At 68.9% G+C, this 17,626-nt stretch carries 13 protein-coding genes and 1 pseudogene; 8 read left to right on the forward strand and 6 right to left on the reverse strand.

The window, feature by feature from the left end:
- From WH07_RS01400 to WH07_RS01415, 5 genes are all read left to right on the forward strand, one after another.
- The coding region (locus WH07_RS01400) for a DUF4232 domain-containing protein (RefSeq protein ID WP_046494370.1) at nt 1-316 on the forward strand (316 nt) is incomplete at its 5' end.
- A 191-nt stretch (nt 317-507) separates the two neighbouring features.
- Entirely contained in the window at nt 508-1,227 is a 720-nt protein-coding gene (locus tag WH07_RS42060) for a hypothetical protein (protein WP_408645784.1), read from the forward strand.
- 7 nt (nt 1,228-1,234) lie between these two features.
- The gene (locus WH07_RS01405) at nt 1,235-2,824 is read left to right on the forward strand and encodes a LamG domain-containing protein (protein WP_052744183.1); all 1,590 of its coding nucleotides are present in this window, start codon (nt 1,235-1,237) and stop codon (nt 2,822-2,824) included.
- 206 nt (nt 2,825-3,030) lie between these two features.
- A complete protein-coding gene (locus WH07_RS01410; RefSeq protein WP_046494371.1) occupies nt 3,031-3,627 on the forward strand; it encodes an SMI1/KNR4 family protein in 597 nt (198 codons plus the stop codon).
- Nucleotides 3,628-3,982: 355 nt separating this feature from the next.
- Nucleotides 3,983-4,582: a hypothetical protein gene (locus tag WH07_RS01415; protein WP_046494373.1), complete on the forward strand. Its 600-nt coding sequence runs from the start codon at nt 3,983-3,985 to the stop codon at nt 4,580-4,582.
- A gap of 836 nt (nt 4,583-5,418) precedes the next feature.
- Here the strand turns inward: WH07_RS01415 and WH07_RS01420 are convergent.
- Nucleotides 5,419-6,384, reverse strand: a complete 966-nt coding sequence (locus WH07_RS01420; RefSeq protein WP_046494374.1) for a type 2 periplasmic-binding domain-containing protein — start codon at nt 6,382-6,384, stop codon at nt 5,419-5,421.
- Nucleotides 6,385-6,764: 380 nt separating this feature from the next.
- Here WH07_RS01420 and WH07_RS01425 point away from each other — a divergent pair, with 380 nt between their 5' ends.
- Nucleotides 6,765-7,538 carry a polysaccharide deacetylase family protein gene (locus tag WH07_RS01425; RefSeq protein WP_046494376.1) on the forward strand — a complete coding sequence of 258 codons (774 nt, stop codon included), beginning with the start codon at nt 6,765-6,767 and terminating at the stop codon, nt 7,536-7,538.
- Nucleotides 7,539-7,646: 108 nt separating this feature from the next.
- Here the strand turns inward: WH07_RS01425 and WH07_RS01430 are convergent, their stop codons facing one another.
- Complete coding sequence (locus WH07_RS01430; protein ID WP_046494377.1) at nt 7,647-8,093, reverse strand: DUF1772 domain-containing protein; 447 nt, start codon at nt 8,091-8,093, stop codon at nt 7,647-7,649.
- A gap of 99 nt (nt 8,094-8,192) precedes the next feature.
- Between WH07_RS01430 and WH07_RS01435 the strand changes: the two genes are divergently transcribed.
- The gene (locus WH07_RS01435; RefSeq protein ID WP_046494379.1) at nt 8,193-8,771 is read left to right on the forward strand and encodes a TetR/AcrR family transcriptional regulator; all 579 of its coding nucleotides are present in this window, start codon (nt 8,193-8,195) and stop codon (nt 8,769-8,771) included.
- A gap of 68 nt (nt 8,772-8,839) precedes the next feature.
- Here WH07_RS01435 and WH07_RS01440 read toward each other — a convergent pair.
- The 4 genes and pseudogenes from WH07_RS01440 to WH07_RS01455 all read right to left on the reverse strand — a co-directional run bounded on the left by WH07_RS01440 (nt 8,840) and on the right by WH07_RS01455 (nt 15,642).
- A pseudogene (locus WH07_RS01440) lies at nt 8,840-9,759 on the reverse strand (NADP-dependent oxidoreductase).
- Between the two features lie 810 nt (nt 9,760-10,569).
- A complete protein-coding gene (locus tag WH07_RS01445; protein WP_046494380.1) occupies nt 10,570-13,326 on the reverse strand; it encodes an alkaline phosphatase family protein in 2,757 nt (918 codons plus the stop codon).
- A 4-nt stretch (nt 13,327-13,330) separates the two neighbouring features.
- The gene (locus WH07_RS01450; protein WP_046494381.1) at nt 13,331-14,704 is read right to left on the reverse strand and encodes an ABC transporter permease; all 1,374 of its coding nucleotides are present in this window, start codon (nt 14,702-14,704) and stop codon (nt 13,331-13,333) included.
- Nucleotides 14,701-15,642: an ABC transporter ATP-binding protein gene (locus WH07_RS01455; RefSeq protein ID WP_046494383.1), complete on the reverse strand. Its 942-nt coding sequence runs from the start codon at nt 15,640-15,642 to the stop codon at nt 14,701-14,703. The genes WH07_RS01450 and WH07_RS01455 overlap by 4 nt, the downstream gene beginning before the upstream one ends.
- Nucleotides 15,643-16,158: 516 nt before the next feature.
- On the opposite strand from WH07_RS01455, the gene WH07_RS01460 reads away from it, so the two are divergent.
- Entirely contained in the window at nt 16,159-17,385 is a 1,227-nt protein-coding gene (locus WH07_RS01460; RefSeq protein ID WP_046494384.1) for a hypothetical protein, read from the forward strand.
- Nucleotides 17,386-17,626 lie beyond the last annotated feature (241 nt).

Raw genomic sequence — 17,626 nt, forward strand, 5'->3', positions numbered from 1 at the left:
GAACTGTCACCTCGTCGGCTACCCGGCCGTCCGGTTCGGCGAGGCCCAGTCCGTCCCGCCGGTCATCGAGGACTCCAAGCCACAGGCCGTGGTCACGCTGGCCCCCGGCGAGTCGGGCTACGCGGGCGTCCTTCTCTCGGCGGCGGACGGCAGCGGCTCCAACGGCTACACGGCAAAGTACCTTGAGGTCTACTTCGGCAGAGAGCTTCCGGTGAGCCGAGCCCGCCCGTCGCTGCCCAAGAAGGGCGTGTACGTCGACAGCTCGCTCAGCGTCACGTACTGGCAGGCGGACATGGCCGACGCCTTGACCTGGTGACGCGCGGGCTCCGGGTGACGCGCGGGCTCCCCGCTCACCGGAAGCTCACTGCGACCACGCCTCAGCCGGGACCGGCCACGCTGATCCCGGGACCGGCTGAGGTGATCGCGTCGGTGGACAAAAGGTGTTGGCCTTCGGTCCGCGGTCCTGGATGATCGGGGCTGCTCAGCGGGGGGAAGGGGGGAGGACCGATGGCCGTCGTGTTCGCGTGCGTACGGTGCGACCTCGTGCTGACGGCCCCGGTGGCGCGACGGGCGCTTCCCGTCCACGCCCACCAGAAGTACGGACATCAACTCCTGCCCGCGCTCATGGAATCGGGGACGTACGCCGTCGATCCGGAGCCTTCAGGGCCGCCCTGGCGGCCCTGGACCGAGATCGGGCCGGACGAGGCGGAAGCGCGCGGTGTGTTCGCCCCGGTTTCCGGACTGTCCTCCGGGGCGCCCGGAGCGATCGTCGTCGCGCCGGGTGACACCCGTGACACCGTCCTGATTCCCGAGCGGTGCGGCGGCCACTGCATGGGGCTGGACGGAAGTGACGGCCCGAATCTGGCGTGCGCGGGGTGCGGGCAGGAGGTGGGCACCCGTATCGACGACTGCTCGTACTGGCAGGCGGTACGTCTCGACCCCCGCGCCGTACACCGCCTGCCCGCCGACGGCCCGGCTTGCCGGACGGCCGAGTGGGAGGCACTGGCGGAGGAGCGGCCGGGCACGCCGCCGACGGCACGAGGCACATCAATCGCACAGCACCGCGCACACCACGGGCTGGTGCTACTTCACCGTCGACCCCACGGCTCCCCGCGCACCGAAGGTCACTCTCGGTGCCCCGTACACCGAGTGCGAGGCCAACGAGTGCTCTCCCCACGGCGGGCCCGGAATCGCCGGGTCGTTCACCTTCGAGCCCGCAGACGATGACTCGCCGGTGGCGGCGTACCAGTACAAACTCGGCTCCGCCTGGTCGGAACCGATTCACGGCTCCACGGTGCGCCTGGACATCGCACCGCCCAGGTCGGGCCTGGCGGTGCTGGACGTTCGTGCGCAGGACGGCATCGGTCGCTGGGGCTCGACGACCAGGGTCACCTTCAACGTGGCTCCGCCCTCGACGGCCGTGGGTACCTGGCACTTCTCGGACGGAAAGCCCGGCGACGGTTCGACGACCGCGGCCGACTCGGCGACCGGCCCCGGCGGGCGGCACACGGCGGAACTGGCGGGCGTGGACGCCGACTGGTCGCCGCTAGGACGCCTCGGTGACGGTGACGGCTCGCTAGCGCTCGGCGGCACCTCCGGACACGCCTCGACCGAGGGCCCGGTGGTGGACACGAGCCGGTCCTTCGCCGTCTCCGCGTGGGTGTTCGCAACCGGTCTGGAACGTGACCGCACCGTCCTGTCGCAGACCGGCGCGGACGGCTCCGGCTTCGGCCTGGGGTACTCGGAAGCCGCGGGGACCTGGCAGTTCCAGCGAACCTGGAACGACGGCGGCACCCGGGAGACGGCCGCCGCGGTCGCCGGCACTCCGTCGACCGCGGGAGTCTGGACGTACCTCGCGGGTTCGTACGATTCGGCCGCGCACACCCTCACGCTGTACGTCAACGGCAGGCCCCAAGGCGCGCCGGTAGCCGTTCCCGCGGCGGACACCGCACCGGGTGCGGACGGCGATCTGGAGTTCGGACGGGTCGCGGCGGCCGCACCCGGCGGCTACGAGGCGCACTGGAGTGGCAGGCTGGACGAGGTCGCGGTCTGGCAAAGTGCCTTGTCCGTCGACGACGTACGAGTCGACGCGCAGCTTCTGGCCGTCGACAGCACCCGCCGGGCGACGGCGCAGGTCGCCGCGTGGGACCCGGCCGGCGCGTCCGGCACGGCCCTCGCCGACACCACCTCCGGATACGGCCGGACCCTCACCCTTGACGGCGGGGCGCGGCTCGACGGCAGTGCGATCGTGCTGGACGGCGTCGACGGTACGGCGAGCACGCCAGGCCCTGTGGTCGACCCCGGTGGATCGTTCACCGTAACGACGCGCGTGCGGATCGACACCGGTGCCTTGGGCGCGCTGCCCGCCGGGTCGATGGTGCAGGTGACAGGGCAGCGGTCGCCGGACGGCTCCGCCTGGGGCATCTGGTCCAGGGTGGGACGTACGGAGGTGCTGGATCCGGAAACCTTCGACCTCGTGACCGTCCCGACCGCACAGTGGATGTTCGGCCGCGCCACGGCGGACGGGACATTCACCGGTGTGTCCGAACAGGAGTTGCAGATCCCGGACGGCACCACCTCTGACCGCCCGAGCCAGGTGACCGGTGTCTATGACGCGCAGAACGGCACGGCCGCGTTGTATGTCGGGCACAGAAGACAGGCCGAGGTACCGTTCGTCAACGAAGCCGGTACCGGTGACCTGACGATCGGAAAGCCGCACGGCAGCGGTGCGTGGTCCCACTACCTCCCGGGTCGCGTCGAGGACGTCCGGCTCTGGGCCGGGGCCATGGACGCGAACACCCTCGCGTCGGTGATCGGGTTCTGAGCCCGGCCTTCAAGAAGCGTTCCCCGGTCCGGCCTTGAAGCGGCCGACCGCCGGGACGGGCTTCGGCTCCGGGACTCTCCCAGAGCCTCACCCCCGTCCCGGCCACCCCGCACCCGGCCGGGTTTCGAGGATGATGGTCCCAACCATCGGCTCGGCGCGGCTGAGTCGGCGGCGCGGATCCCCTCCGAGCGGTCTTGGAGCAGCGCATGTCCTCGTTGGACGAGTTGCAGGCCCTGCTGGGCGAGCCCGTCAGCCGGCAGCCCAGCCCGGACGACTGGAGCGAAGTCGAGCGATACGTGGGTTCCGCTTTGCCCAGCGACTTCAAGACGTTCCTCAACGCCTACGGCAGCGGGTCCATCTCCGGTGAGCTCGTTGTCTTCCACCCGCATGGATCAAGCCCGTTGCTGGAGCGTATGCGCAAGACGCACCGGACGTTCACCGAGCGTCGGGACAGAGCTCTGAGCACTGGGGGCTCCGAGCATGTCCCGTACCCCTTTCACCCCGAACCGGGTGGGCTGATTTCGTGGGGGTACGACCACGGCGGTGACGAGCACTTCTTCCTGCCCTGCGGCCCGGACCCGGACAGGTGGAAGGTCGTCACGATGCTCCATGAAGAGGGCTGTGAGACCTTCGACGGCCCGTTCTCGACCTTCGCGCTCGCGTTTGTGCGGCGGCTGCACGACGTGGACCGGTATCACGGCATCGACCCGGAAGCCCTGGAGTACCTGGAGCCGGAGGACCTTGAAGAACTGGTCGCCGCCGGAGAGATCGGCCCCGTTCAGCCGGGCTTTGAACCGTTCTGAACGGAGGCGGATGGAAGCGTGAGCGCAGCGCAACTGCCGCGCGTCATGGCACATCTTGTCTGCCTGTTCCCATTTGGCCAAGCCCGCTCGCATTCTGGTCGGCGACTGACTTCATTGCCGAAAACACCGCCGACGTGGGCAGGCAACCTATTGGACTTGACGGAATTTCTGTACAGGCGCCTTCGTTTCGTTCGGCGATGCGAGAGGGCTCGTCTGCCGTTCGAACCGGTAGAAATTACTGGAGGTTTGACCAGCACTATCGTGTGGGCGAGGACATACGTGCGAGATCTGACTGGTCGTTTTCGTGGTAGAGTATTAATGAATTGACAGGACGCCACGAAAAAAGGGGAATGGCGTGAACACCGAGAAGGTCACGGCTCGACGTCTTACGGCCGGGGAGGTTTCAGAGCTGGGCGTCCAGGACGGCATCTTCGTCTCGGCAGAGATGGACGGCCTTCCTCTCGACTGCTATGCCCCGGCTTTCCTCACGGAGCCGGGTAAGAATTTCGAAGGAGGGTCCTTCACCGCGAGGACGGTCTTCGGTGAGGAAATCCACGTTCTCCCGGACAATGCCGAAGAGCGCGGGATCTGGATTGCCGACGAGGCGGGGGAGGAAATCGAGGTTCTCCAGAGTGCCGGCGTCCTCCTGAATCTCGCCCTCTTTGTGCCCAACGGGAACATGGAATCCTTGGATTCGCTCTACTCCGCCGCGCGGGACGCGTTCGGCGTGGGAATCGTTCAGCGCTGGAGCGAGGAAGTCGTCGCGGTGCCGGACGTCAAGGTCGACCTGTTCGAGGAGCCGATCCGGGGGCGTAAGAACGCGACCAGCCAGAACCGCGACCGCCGCGCCCTGGACATCTACCCGACCCGAGTGCGGTTCCTGGAGCCCAGCGACGGCTGGAAGTTCATTGTCGAACCGCACAAGGAGGTCGTCGACGACACGCCGACGATCTGACCTGACGGCGGCCTAGAGGCAGCACCGGCAGCGCAGTCGGACGCTCGGCTGGGATCTCCCAGCCGAGCGTTTTGCTTGAGGCCCCGAGCCCTCAGCCCGTCGTCGGCGGCATCAGGACCCAGTCCGCGCCGGGGGCCGCCCCGGTGCCGCCTCGCTCCGGTGAGGACACCCGCCCGGGCGAGGCGGCCTGCGCCAGGGGCGGCGTACCCCGGCAGGCCCCGGCCGTCAGTTGAAGACGGTGTCGGCCGGAAGACCGGACTGGCTCAGCACGTCGGCGCGGTTGTAGTAGTCGTCGTTCGTCACGATTGTTCCCGCGCATCTTGAGGGTGGCGACGGCAGGCACGGAGAACGGCTTCGGCGCCCCGGCCAGGTGCCCGCTGAACATCCAACTGATGGCCACCTGGCCGTTGTTGGCGAACGCGCCGTTGACCTTGACGTTGGCGTTCCCGACGAACTGCTTGGTGACGGTCGCCCACTGGGCGACCCCGTCACGGCCACGACGGCGGCCCGGAACCCCCCGCCGTCGTGCCGCCTGCTGAGCACAGGCGGCAGCCCGCTGGCCGCGAGCGTCGCCCCGAAGGCTTCGATGCCGGTAAGCACGGAACACACGGTAGGGCCGATAGGTGATCGCCCGGTTCCAGCGCGCGCTGCTCCACCGTACGAGGTGACAGACGGGGGAACTCAGCGCGCCGGAAACGGCCTTGGGGGACCGGGGCGGCGGCGCGGGGCCTCGGCACGGCTGCCGGACACCGCTACGTCCGTGTCCGGCAGCCTCTGATCCATCAGCCCGATCAGCTCCATCAGATCAAGCAGATCAAGCAGATCAAGTAGATCGATCAGCGCTCGCCGACGGCCGCGACCGTGCCGCAGTTGCTCAGCGTGCCGAAACCGAAGTGCACCGTGAGGGCGGGGTTGCCGCAGAGCTGCGAACTCGCCCCGACGAACGCGCTCTTGATGTCCGTGTTCACCAGGCGTGTGGTCTCGACGACGACGTAGACCGGATAGCGGTAGGGAAAGGCGGGGTTGAACATGCCCGAACCGATGACGGGTGCCACCCCGTCCACCGGCATGAGCACGGCCCTGCCGCGGGTGTCCGCCTCCACACCGTTCTTCTGGGCCAGGTAGCTGGAGATCGAGAACGGCACGATGTGACCGGCGGCGGTCAGGACCGTGCCGTTGTTCTCGGGGGCGGAGGTGCCGACGCAGGCGCCGATCTGGGCCTCGCTGATACCCAGCATCGAGAGCCAGCCGCTCCGGGTGGCGGAGCCCGACTGCGGCAGCAGAGGGTTCACCGGGGTGCCGGCCACCTGGCCGAGCTCGCACGTGTAGATCTGCCGAAGCATCGTCAGCGTGAAGGACTGGCCGCTCAGCGGGCTGTCGCTGCGGACGGCCGCTGTCATCCCGTCCGCGGCGAACTGGATCCAGCTCAGGTCCTGCGTGGAGAGGTCGAGGGGCCCGCGGGTGACCCCGGCGAAGTCCAGGCACCTCGTTTTCGCGTCGATCTCCCTGCGCAGCGCGTCGATGGCGGCCGAAGACCCGTTCGGGCGGGTGATCTGGCAGTTGGCGGGCCGGGGAGTGATGACCGGCGAGCCCTTCGACCCGTAGCAGGCGAAGTTCCCCTGGCCGAGGGCGTCGAGTACGGGCATGACCCTGTCCGCGCACACTCCGACGATCGGGGGATAAGTCCCGGCCGGCGGGTCGGCCTGGGCCGGCACGGCAACGGTCAGGGCCAGACCCAGGGCCACGGCGACTGCCACACCGGCTGCCTTCGCCGCCCGTCTGACGTTCCTCAGGAAGTTCACGTGGTGCCTCCTTGTCTTGAGGTGCGCCGAGGTCGTGGGGCACGGCATGGCTCATGGCTGACGGGGCCACGGCGGTGACCCGCCGCGTGACTCCGGAACGCACCGGGCGAAAACGTGCCCCACGATCGTTCAGGCTGGTGCTCTACAGGTGCGGAAGCGCATGTGACCGAGGCGCGGCCGAGGCGGCAATTCCGTCCGAAAGGACAACGACACAGCCGGGGACGGGACGTCGTGCGCCGATGTCCGTCGCGGAATCCCTGCGTTTGTCGCCGGTCCCTTGTGTATTCGTCTGTGATCGGTAACAGACGGATCTTGTACGGGCGTTCGCATGTCCTCACGGGTGCACGGCATCGGCGGAGACAGCGAAGGAGCAGGCGGACATGGCAAGGCACAAGGGAAAGGGATGGCACGGCCGGCTTCTCGCTGCGGCGCTCGGGGTGACGGTGGCGGCGGCCGCCACCTCCGTGTGGACCGCGCAGGCCGAGTCCGCCGGAGGGCGCCCGCCGCAGGCGCGTGTCTCAGCGCCGGCCCAGGACCGGACAGTGGCCAAGGTGGCGGCGGACATCGCACACGCCTCGGACCGCGGACCCCGGGGCGTCAACATCACCATCGACGACGGACCGGACCCGGTCTGGACGCCGCAGGTGCTGCAACTGCTGGAGGACAACGGGGCGAAGGCGACGTTCTGCATGGTGGGCACGCAGGCCGAGGCGTACCCGGACCTGGTCAAGGCGGTCGTGGCGGCCGGGCACCGGCTGTGCAACCACACGGTCTCGCACGACACCACCATGGACACCCGGTCCGAGGCCTACCAGTCCCAGCAGATCCTGGATGCCGAGCGCATGATCATCAAGGCGTCCGGAGGCGTCCGGCCGCAGTACTACCGTGCCCCTGGCGGCGCTTTCACCCCGTACAGCCGGCAGCTCGCCGCGTCCCGGGGGATGCGGCCGCTGGGCTGGAACGTCGACACCAGGGACTTCGAGCGTCCCGGCGTGGACACCATGGTCGCCACCGTCAAGAAGGAGATCTCCGACGGGCCGACCGTTCTCTTCCACGACGCGGGAGGGGATCGCTCCCAGACCGTGGCGGCTCTGGGCGAGGTGCTGCCCTGGCTGAAGCAGCAGGGGTACTCCTTCGGCTTCCCCGTACGGTGAGTGGGACTTCCCCGTACGGTGAGTGGGCCTCGTCCGCCGGGGGGTGGGACTCGTCCGCCCGCGGATCAGGGGGATTGCGCGCCACCCGCGCGGTGTCGGCCCACGGGCTCAGGCGAGGGCGGTGACCAGCAGGGCGAAGGCGGCGACGATGACGGCGACGCGGACGTAGTGGAAGCGGTCCCAGCGGTTCATCTGCTGCTTCCAGTCGGCCGGCAGGCCGTCGGCGGTCCATGTCCTGACCCGGTTGTTGATCGGGACGAGCAGCAGGACCGACATGATCACGCTCAGGACCAGCAGCGCGGCGGCGATGACGACGAGACCGGCGCCATGGTGGTGCCATCCGGCGACGGCCCAGACCGCGGCGAGGACCAGCGAGCCGATGTACCAGAACGGCATCACGGCGCCGAGCATCCGGGCACCGTGGGTGCGGCCGCGCAGACCGTTGTCGCCGGGGAGTCCGTCGAGGATCGGGTTGATGACGAAGGCGACGGAGAACTCCACCCCCACCATCAGGCCGACGGCCACGGTGGTGAAGACCTCAAGTGCGTTGAGCATGATGCCCCTCCTGGGACTCCTGGTATCTAGCGTCGCTAGGTTGCAATGCAACGCTAGTACTGCTGCCGCTCGATTGTCTAGCAGTGCTAGGGTCGAATCATGTCGGTACAGGAACGCAAGGAGCGCGAACGGGCGGGCCGCGAACGCCTGATCTTGGCGACGGCCCGTGAACTCGCCGAACAGCAGGGCTGGGACGCGGTCACCACCCGCCGGCTCGCCGAGCGCATCGAGTACAGCCAGCCCGTCCTCTACAGCCACTTCCGCGGCAAGCGCGAGATCATCGGCGCCGTCGCCCTCGAAGGCGCCGCCGAGATGGCCGCGGCGCTGAGGGCAGCTGCCCGCGCCGCGGACGGCCCGCGCGCCCGGGTCACCGCTCTCGCCCGCGCCTACCTTGACTTCGCCGCGCGCAACCCGGCGGTCTACGACGCGATGTTCCAGCTCGACGGCGGCCTGGCGTTCGCGAAGGAGGACACCCCGGAGCCTCTGAAGGACGCCTTCGCCGCGCTGCTGGAGAGCCTCGGCGAGGTCGCCGGGGACGGCGTCCCCCCGGGGCTGTTCACCGAGGTGTTCTGGGCGGCCCTGCACGGGCTGGCGACCCTGACCCGGGCGGGACGGCTGCCGCCGGAGGACGCCGAGCGGAGGACGCGGCTGCTGGTGGACCGGCTCGCCATGGTCTGACGGCACCGCCCGGCGGAGACGCAGCCGTCAGTGACGTCAATCTTCAGTGACGTCAGTCTTCAGTGACGTCAGTCTTCGGTGACGCGGATGATCGTCTTGCCGGGGGTGCGTTTGCCGGGGGCGAACGCGGCGGCGGCTTCGGCGAGCGGCCGGACCGATCCGACGATCGGGGTGAGCCGCCCGTCCCGCAGCCGCCGGGCGAGGTCGGCGAGGCGGGCACGGTCGGGTTCGACGACGAAGAAGACGGCCCGCCCGTTCGCGGGCTGGACGGTGACCGGCTGGGCGATGGTGACCAGCGTGCCGCCGGGACGGACCAACGCGGCGGACCGATCGAGGATCTCGCCGCCGATCACGTCCAGCACCACGTCGACATGGCCGATCTCCTCCAGGCGCTCGGCCTGGAGGTCCACGAAGGTGTCGGCGCCCAGCCCGAGGACGGTGTCACGGTCGTCCGCCCGGCCGGTGCCGATCACCCGGGCGCCGGCCTCGCGGGCGAGCTGTACGGCGATGGAGCCGACACCGCCCGCGGCGCCGTGGACGAGTACGGACTGACCGGTGGCGAGGCGGGCGTGGTCGAAGAGGGCCTGCCATGCGGTGAGCCCCGAGATCGGCAGCGCGGCGGCCGTGGTGTGGTCGACGTCCGCCGGGAGCGGGGCGAGGTTACGGGCCTCGACCGCGGCGTACTCGGCCAGTGAGCCGTCGCGGGTCCAGTCCGTCAGCCCGAGACCCGCTGGCCGACGGTCAGGCCTGTGGTGCCGTAGCCCAGCTCGGCGACCACACCGGACAGCTCGTGGCCGGGCACGCTCGGGGTACGGTCACGGCCGGCCCGGTCGGTCCAGGTGCTGGGCCAGGCCAGCTCGCCCGGGGTGAACCCGGCCGCGTGGACGCGCACGATCACGTCGTTCTCAGCGGCGTGCGGGTGAGGCAGATCCGTGAGAGTGAGGCCGCTGACACCGGCGTCGCGGTCCTGAACGGTGATGGCTCGCATGGGGGGTTCCCTGGGGGTAGGCGCTTTCGAGGACGAGGGAGGGCGAGAGCGGATGAGGGAGGACGAGGGCAGACCTCATGGCGCGGATACCGGTCCCGTACCGGTCCCACACGTACCGTATCGATTCCCTGGGACCGGGAAGGCTGACCCCTGGCCGCCACGCTACTGACCGTGGACGCAAGGCGTCCCGGACGTTGGGCCAATCGGCGGGCACTGGTCCGGGCAGGCGCTGGGCTGGGCGGTTCGACAAGCGCTGCGTCAGAACATGCCCACCGGGCCGTGGAATCCCACGACCCGGTGGTGAGTGGTTGGCCGGTGCCGCGCGCGGCCAGGGCCGACCGCGCGGCTGGGGCTGTCAGTCCCGCTCCCCGGCGGCTCGTACCACTTCTCGTTTGGTATGTACTTGCCCAGACTGCCGTCCGGGTTGATCTCCCAGGCCCCCTTGATGTACCTCGAACAGCGAGTCCACCACGCCGACGCCGCCCAGCAGTGTGAGAGCGAACGTCAGATAGAGCAGAACCCGGGCCGCGACCAGCGATCTCGGCAGCTCCCAGCGATGCCCGGGCCCGGGTTGCCGACATGAACCGCCAGGCCTTGTGCGTCCGACAAGGGAAACCCTTCCAGCAAACTGCTTGAGATGTCCGGCCCGGGCGGTCAGCCCTGACGTGTGTATCGGACAGTACGTACGTGCAGGACCCATTTATAAGGGCCCACGGGCCCACCGCGGCCCATGCGCCGTGGGACGGGGAAGGGCCCCTGACCGGTGACGCCGGCCAGGGGCCCTTACAACTCAAGGCAGTTCAGCCGATGTCAGTCGGTTTCCGCCGAGGGGATGTAGGCGCCGGGAACGTCCTTGGGCGTGTAGATCTTCTTCTCGCCCGGGTAGGGCTTGGACCAGTTGTGCGTCTCGTACCAGGTGAGGTGGTCCATCTGCGCGGGCGGCGCGTAGTCGGGCACGGCATTGGGCCCGGTCAGCCGCTGGTGCGACTTCCACTCGTTCCACTCGCTCGCGAGCGCCGTCATGTTCGCCGGGACCTTCGTCGCCGGCACGGCCGCGGCCTGGGGGTTCTGCGCGGCCGGGGTGTCCACGCCGCACGAGGGCACGGTCTTCACGCCGTCGGTCAGCGAGATGCGGTTGGGCAGCGCGGTGAACGGGGTGAAGTCGGGCTTCTTGGTGAACGCCGAGGCCATCGGGGTGGCCGCGCTGTCCTTCTGGTTCATCGGGCGGATCCCGAGGATCTGCTCGATGGTCCGGATCATTGTGATCTGGGAGTAGTAGTGGCTGTCGACGACGCCGTGCTGGGCGTAGGGGCTGATGATCTGGACCGGCGCGCGGTGGCCGTCGACGTGGTCGAGGCCGGCCTGGGAGTCGTCCTCGACGACGAAGATCGCCGAGTCCTTCCAGTACTTGCTGTGCGAGATCTCGTCGACGATCCGGCCGACCGCGAGGTCGTTGTCCGCGACCTGGGCGGCCGGGCTGACCGGGCCGCCGGTGTGGTCGCTGGAGAGCCAGAACATATTCAGGTTCGCGGGCCCGTTCTTCCTGAAGTCCTGCTTCCAGATCTCGGACCGGTAGACGTCCGGGACGCTGGTGTCGTACTTCGGGAAGGCCGGCACCGACACGTCGTTGAGCGACGGAATCGGCGAGGACGAAGTGAGCGTGTAGGCGGACGGCTTGCCCGACGCGCTCATGTCCTTGGAGTCGCAGTACAGGTTCTGCCAGCTCGCGCCGGCCGGCTTGGTCAGGAACTGGTGGAACTCGCCGAAGTCGCGCACCGACTTGCCGGCGGCCTGCGCGCCGGTCCAGATGAAGCCGGTCTTCTGGTGACCCAGCGCGTCGTCCTCGGTGTCGTAGCTGCGCAGGTACTCACCGGCCGAGGACTCGGTGTACTCGGGGTTGTCGGCCTGCATCAGCCAGTTGTGACCCTCGGCGGAGTTCGTGCCGACGTCGTACGTGTTGTCGTACAGGCCGAACTGCTTGGCCAGCGCGTGCTGGTTCGGAGTGACGTTCTCGCCGAACTGGGCCAGCGTCGCGTCGCCGTCGCCCTGGGGGATGTCGCCGAAGACCTGGTCGTAGGTCCGGTTCTCCTTGACGATCAGGAACACGTGCTTGATCGTCGAAGGGTCGCCGATCTTCGCCGGCACCGGTACCGGCTTGGCCTTGCCCTTGCCGTTGGAGAGCTGGACGGAGTTGTTGGTCCAGCCGTTCTGCTTGAAGACCTTGTTCGTCTGGGACTTGATGGTCTTGTCGTCCGGCAGTGTGAAGTGCGTCAGGCTCGCGGTGGTGTCGTGGGTGCCGCGTCCGGCGGCGGTGGTGGGACGACGGGCGTCGATACCACGCGTGTTGGAGACGACGATCTCCTTGCCGACGGTCGCGATCTCCGCGGGGAAGTAGTCCGTCGGCAACAGGCCCACGTAACTGACCGGCTCCTGCGCGGACTTGTACTTGTAGACGGCGACCGCGTTGGCACGGCCGAGCGTCACCAGCAGGCGGTTGTCGCTGGTGAGCGTCACCGCGTTGGGCTCGTACCCGACCGTCGCCTCGGGCCACGGCTGGGTGGAGATGGTCTGGACGACCTTGTCCTTCGTGGTGTCGATGACCGAGACGGTGTTGTCGGCGGTGTTGGTGACGAACACCGTCTTCTTCGTGGCGTACACCGCGGTCGGGTGCAGACCCACCGTGATGCTCTTGGCCGCGGCGGACGGGTCGGCCAGGTCGATGACGCTGACCGTACCGGTGGTGGTGGCACCCGTCACCGGGCTGGCCGGCACCTGCGTGCCGTACGAGTTGATGGTGTCCTCGCCGGGAGCCGCCGGACGCCCGCCCTCGTTGCTGATGTAGAGCTTCTTGCCGACCTGGACCATGCCGCGCGGGGCGTTGCCCGTGTCCCAGCTCTGCTCGACAACGCCGGTCGCCGCGTTGATGGCGACCACCCGGTTCTGCCCGTTGACCGCGGAGTAGACCGTGGAGCCGTCGGCGGAGAACACCGCCGCGGACGCCAGGGCGCGCTTGGAGCCCTGCGCCGGGATGGCGACGGTGGTCGGGTTGGACAGGCTGCCGTCCGGGTTCACCGTGAACTTGGTGTAGCCGTCGGCCCGGCCGACCCACAACTGCTTGCCGTCGGGCGAGTACGTCGGGCCTTCCTGGCCGACGTCCCCACCGCTGATCTTCAGATCGGCCCCGGCGCCACTGCCGATGACCTGCTGGATCTTGTAGGTCTTGAGGTCGATGATGTTCAGCAGCATCCCACCGTCGGTGACGGTGGCGGCCATGTGCTTGCCGTCCGGGCTGATGGTGGACGACATGATCTTGCCGTTGTTGACGACCATGCGCTTGCCATAGGGGGCGAGGTACTGGTCGCTGGAGATGAGCTGACCGTTGGTGGTGGTCTGGCCGACCTGCACCGTACCGAAGGAGTCGGTCGCGGCGAAGGCGGTGCCGGCGGCCGCGACGGCCAGAACGGTGACCCCGGCCGTCATGAGCGGTATCCGGCGGCCGATGCGCCTGTTGCCGAGATAGACGAAGTCGTCCTTCTCCGCCTGGACGCGGCGACGTGCTACCTGCATCTAACTATCCTTTCGAAATGGAAAGCAGTTCGACGTTGCTGTCGAACTGCCACAGCGGGTTCGGTGTGTCCCCGTAAGGGGTCCGCACCAGGAAGTAGCCATTGACTTCCTTCGGTCCGTCGCCGTCGGCGACGAACCGCCCGTCCGCGGTGAGGTCGAGCTGGTAGACGGCCTGCCCGGTGGCCTCGCTGTCGGGCAGGTGCCACGACACGACGCAGCGCCAGTCGTTGCCCGCGCCCTCGGCGTCGTGGTCGACGTTGCCCTTGGTGCATGCGGCGCTGGACCTGAGCTGCGCCTCGGTGACGGCGGGGCGGTGGAGCTGGTCGGCCTGCATCCGGTAGAGATGCGCGAACGCCGTGGCCAGCGAGTGCTCCACCTTGGTCTGCTGGATGCCCGAGCCCGAGTAGCTCGCGGTCGTCACCGCGGGAAGGACCGCGATCGTCACCGCGAGCAGCCCGGCCAGCGGCAGGACTCCGGCGGTGAGCGCGCGGCGCGTCAAGCCGTCGTCGGTCAGATTGGTGAAGTCGCGCCGCAGGAAGAGCACATAGGCCAGGGCCGTGGCGACCACGGCCCACACCAGGCTCACCACGATGCCGATCAGGAGCGGGCCGAGCTGCTCCGGGCTGGCGAACAGACCGTTCCACGCGATGAAGGCGTAGCCGGGCAGGGCCACACGCACGGCCGCCGACAGCGGCAGCATCTGGGCCAGTTGCATCGCGAGCCCGACGAGCGCGGGCACCAGCAGCCCCATCGGGGAGCGCCCCAGCGTGACGGACCCGAGAAGTCCGATCCCGGCGAGGGCCAGCGTCGGGGCGATCACACAGGCCCAGGCGAGCAGTACGGTGCCCGCGGCGCCGCCGGGCGTCATCAGATGATCGTCGAGGCCGACCAGCGGACGGTTGCCCACCGCCACGAGCCCGCCGAGCACGCTGGACGCGACCAGGCCGACGACCAGCAGCAGGATGACGGTCAGGCTGGCCAGTACCTTCGCCGCGAAAATCCGCCCGGGCGACCGCACGGCCACGAGCAGGTGGCGCCAGGTGCCGAGGCGGTCCTCGGCGGCGAAGACGTCGCCCGCGACCACCGACGTCAGCAGCGGAAGTGCCCAGGTGCCCGCGAAACCGAGAATCACCAGCGGGCCCGCCCAGCCCGTGGCCTGCATCCAGCGGCCGAAGAGAGTGTCGACAGGCAACGTTGTCTGCTGGCTCACGGCGACGACGAACAGCGCCGGAGCGATCCAGCAGGCGAGGACCAGCAGGCGGATCCGCCATTGCGAGACCAGCTTGACCAGTTCGAAGCGGTAGGCGCGCGACACCGGGATGCGACGGACGCCGCCATCCGGTTGGTCCGCGAGGGCCGCCGGTACGGTCGCGGTCATCGAGGGTCCTCCTGCTGCTCGGTGAGGGCGAGGAACGCGGCCTCCAGCGGCGATACGACGGGTGCGAGCTCGCGCAACGCGACGCCCGCCTTGACGAGTTGCGCCACCAGTTCGTCCATTGCCGGCACCAGCGCCCGTACGACGAGCGCTTCGGCGTCGTACCGCGACTGGGCGTCGTCGACGATCAGGATCCCGGCGGTCTCGTCGGCGACGCGGCGGGCGGCTCGGGCATCGGAGGTGATCAGCCGGTAGTCGAGCTCACGGTTCTCGGCCGCCAGCTTGCTCAGCGGGCCGGAGAAGACGACCTGCCCGGTGGCGAGGATGGTGACCTCCGAGCACAGTTCCTCGAGGTCGTCCATGCGATGGCTGGAGAGCACGACGCTCACGCCCTCCGACGCGAGCCGGGTGAGCACACGGTGTACGTGTCTCTTACCAGCGGGGTCCAGACCGTTGGACGGTTCGTCGAGTACGAGCAGCCGGGGCCTGGTGAGCAGGGCGGCCGCGAGACCGAGCCGCTGACGCATGCCGAGCGAGAAGCCTCGGGTCTTGTCGTCGGCGACGGCGGTGAGCCCGACCTGATCGAGGGCGTCGTCGATCCCCGCCGTTCGTTCGTCGTGACCGCGAAGCGCGGCCAGCGCGGTCAGGTTCTGCCTGGCGGTGAGCGACGGGTACAGACCTGGGCCGTCCACGAAACCGGCGACACCGTCAGGAGCGGCGAGCGCCCGCCCGATCGGCGTACCCAGGATCTCCAGTTGGCCCGAGTCGGCGACGGCCAGGCCCAGCAGAAGGCCGAGCAACGTTGTCTTCCCGGCACCGTTCGGGCCCACCAGGCCGTGAATCTGGCCTGACGTCACATCCAGATCGACGTCGTCGAGGGCGACGACGTCGTCAAATGTCTTGGTGATCCCACGAGCCCGGATCGCGTTGAGTGTCTCCATGAGTCCCTTCCTTCACGGCCCTGAGGGACGCTAGGTGGGCGGCGGAGCATTCAGACGGAAACCGAGTTGAACAGACGAAGAACGATTAACTGCCATTTCACCGTGAGGTGGTGGCGGCACCATCGCGGGACAAATCGCCGGACAATCCGATGCGCATGAGTGCCGCTGCCCTGCCGACCTGCGAGATCGGCGCTCGTCTGTCCTGAAAGACGACAGCTTGAAGCTAAATCGATGCGATCACGTCGGATATCACGGCAAGGTTCGGTTGGTCCGTCCGTCGACAGGCCACTGCTCGCGCGGTCGACGATCTCCGCGCCGAAGTGCTGGACCCTGCCGCGTGGTTCATGGAAAGTGGTGAGCGCCGATCACGCCTACACTTGCCTGCCGATCCTGCCTGCCTGCCGACGCATGACGATCACCGCCTGCCGCCTGACCGAGAGTGTTGTGCCGAAGTTCAACAGTTCAACCGTGGCGCATCACCTCATCCTCCAGCGACTCCGACGTACTGATTGAGCCATGCCCGAACTCACCTGTCCGCGCTGCCGGCACCAGGGGCAACAGCACCGCTGGTGGGCACACCGCCACGACGGCGTGATATGCCCGCGTTGCCATCTCACCGAACGGATCACGGAGGTCCTCGACGACGGCACCGGCCGGGTCGCCCCTGCCCTGCTGCCCCTGCACGAGGCCATCCGCACCCAGCCCCGCCCGGACGCCGGGCTGGTCTGGCTGGTCGGCAACCGGCACGTCTCCCCCCTGCTGGCCGATCTGGCAACCGGCCGGCTGCCCCTCAGCCACGAGTCCCTCAACGACCATCCCTCCCCGCAGTCCGCGGCACACCTGCGCGACCTGCTCGTCCAGCACAAGATCCTTGAGCAGCGCGACCGCTACCTGGTCCAGTTCGAAGCCTGGCTCTCCCGTACCCTCGCCTCCATCGAGCCGACGGAAGACCGGGAACTCATAAGCCGATTCGCCACCGGACACAGCCTGCGCCTGCGGGAGCGCGCCACTCGGGAGCCGCTCACGCCGGGGCTGGTCGACCGTCCGCAGCACGAGATCAACTCCGCGAAGGCCTTCCTGGCCTGGCTGCGCGACCACGACGTCACGCCGGCCACGTGTACCCAGGCCCATATCGACACCTGGATCGCCACGGGCAGTACGAGCCGCCAAGGCACCCGGGCCTTCATCACGTGGGGCGCCGGGGACGGAGCGTTCCCCCGCGGGCTCAGCGTGCCGTACAACGTTCAGGTCACCCGCCGACGGAAGCCCGCACGCGGCACGTTCGACCACGAACAACGCCTGCGACTCCTGCGCGACATACTCGATCCCTCGACCGACTACATCCTCCGCGACCGCGCGGCCTTCATCATCCTGATCCTGTTCGCTCAGCCCTTGGCTCAGATCACCGCGCTCACCATTGACGACCTGGCCCTGAACAACCACGAGGTCCGTATCAGCATCGACGGGCCGCACGAACCGCGCCTGGTGCCCGATCCCTTCGCACCGGTCCTGCGCGACCACGCCCACAGCCGGGGCCCGCGCAACATCGAGGCCAACCGCAGCAGCCCCTGGCTCTTCCCGGGCAACCGCCCCGGCCAGCACATTCATGCCAAGCACCTGAAGAACCATCTGAGCCGCTACGGCATCGAGGTCACCAGAACCCACCTTGCCGTCCTGCGGACCCTGGCCCAGGAAATGCCACCGGCCGCCACCGCGTTGAGCCTGGCGAGCGGCTCTCTCTGAACCGGCTTCGCCACGCGCTGAACCGGGTTCGCCACGCGTTCAGTCCCCGGGACAAAGTTCCGGACCGACAAGCAACCCCGGGTCTGTGACCTGGGGCTTCTGTGTGGAGCGGGTGACGGGAATCGAACTCGCGCTGTGACAACAGCGCGAAGCCCCCTCCGGCCCGGGGCCCGCGCCTCCTCCACCCCCTACCGCGGTAGCGCGTCCACATTGGCGCAAACACCTCCCCGCGGGTGAGTCG

It is taken from the genome of Streptomyces odonnellii, from assembly GCF_000981895.1.
In the GTDB taxonomy this organism is placed as follows: Bacteria; Actinomycetota; Actinomycetes; order Streptomycetales; family Streptomycetaceae; genus Streptomyces; species Streptomyces odonnellii.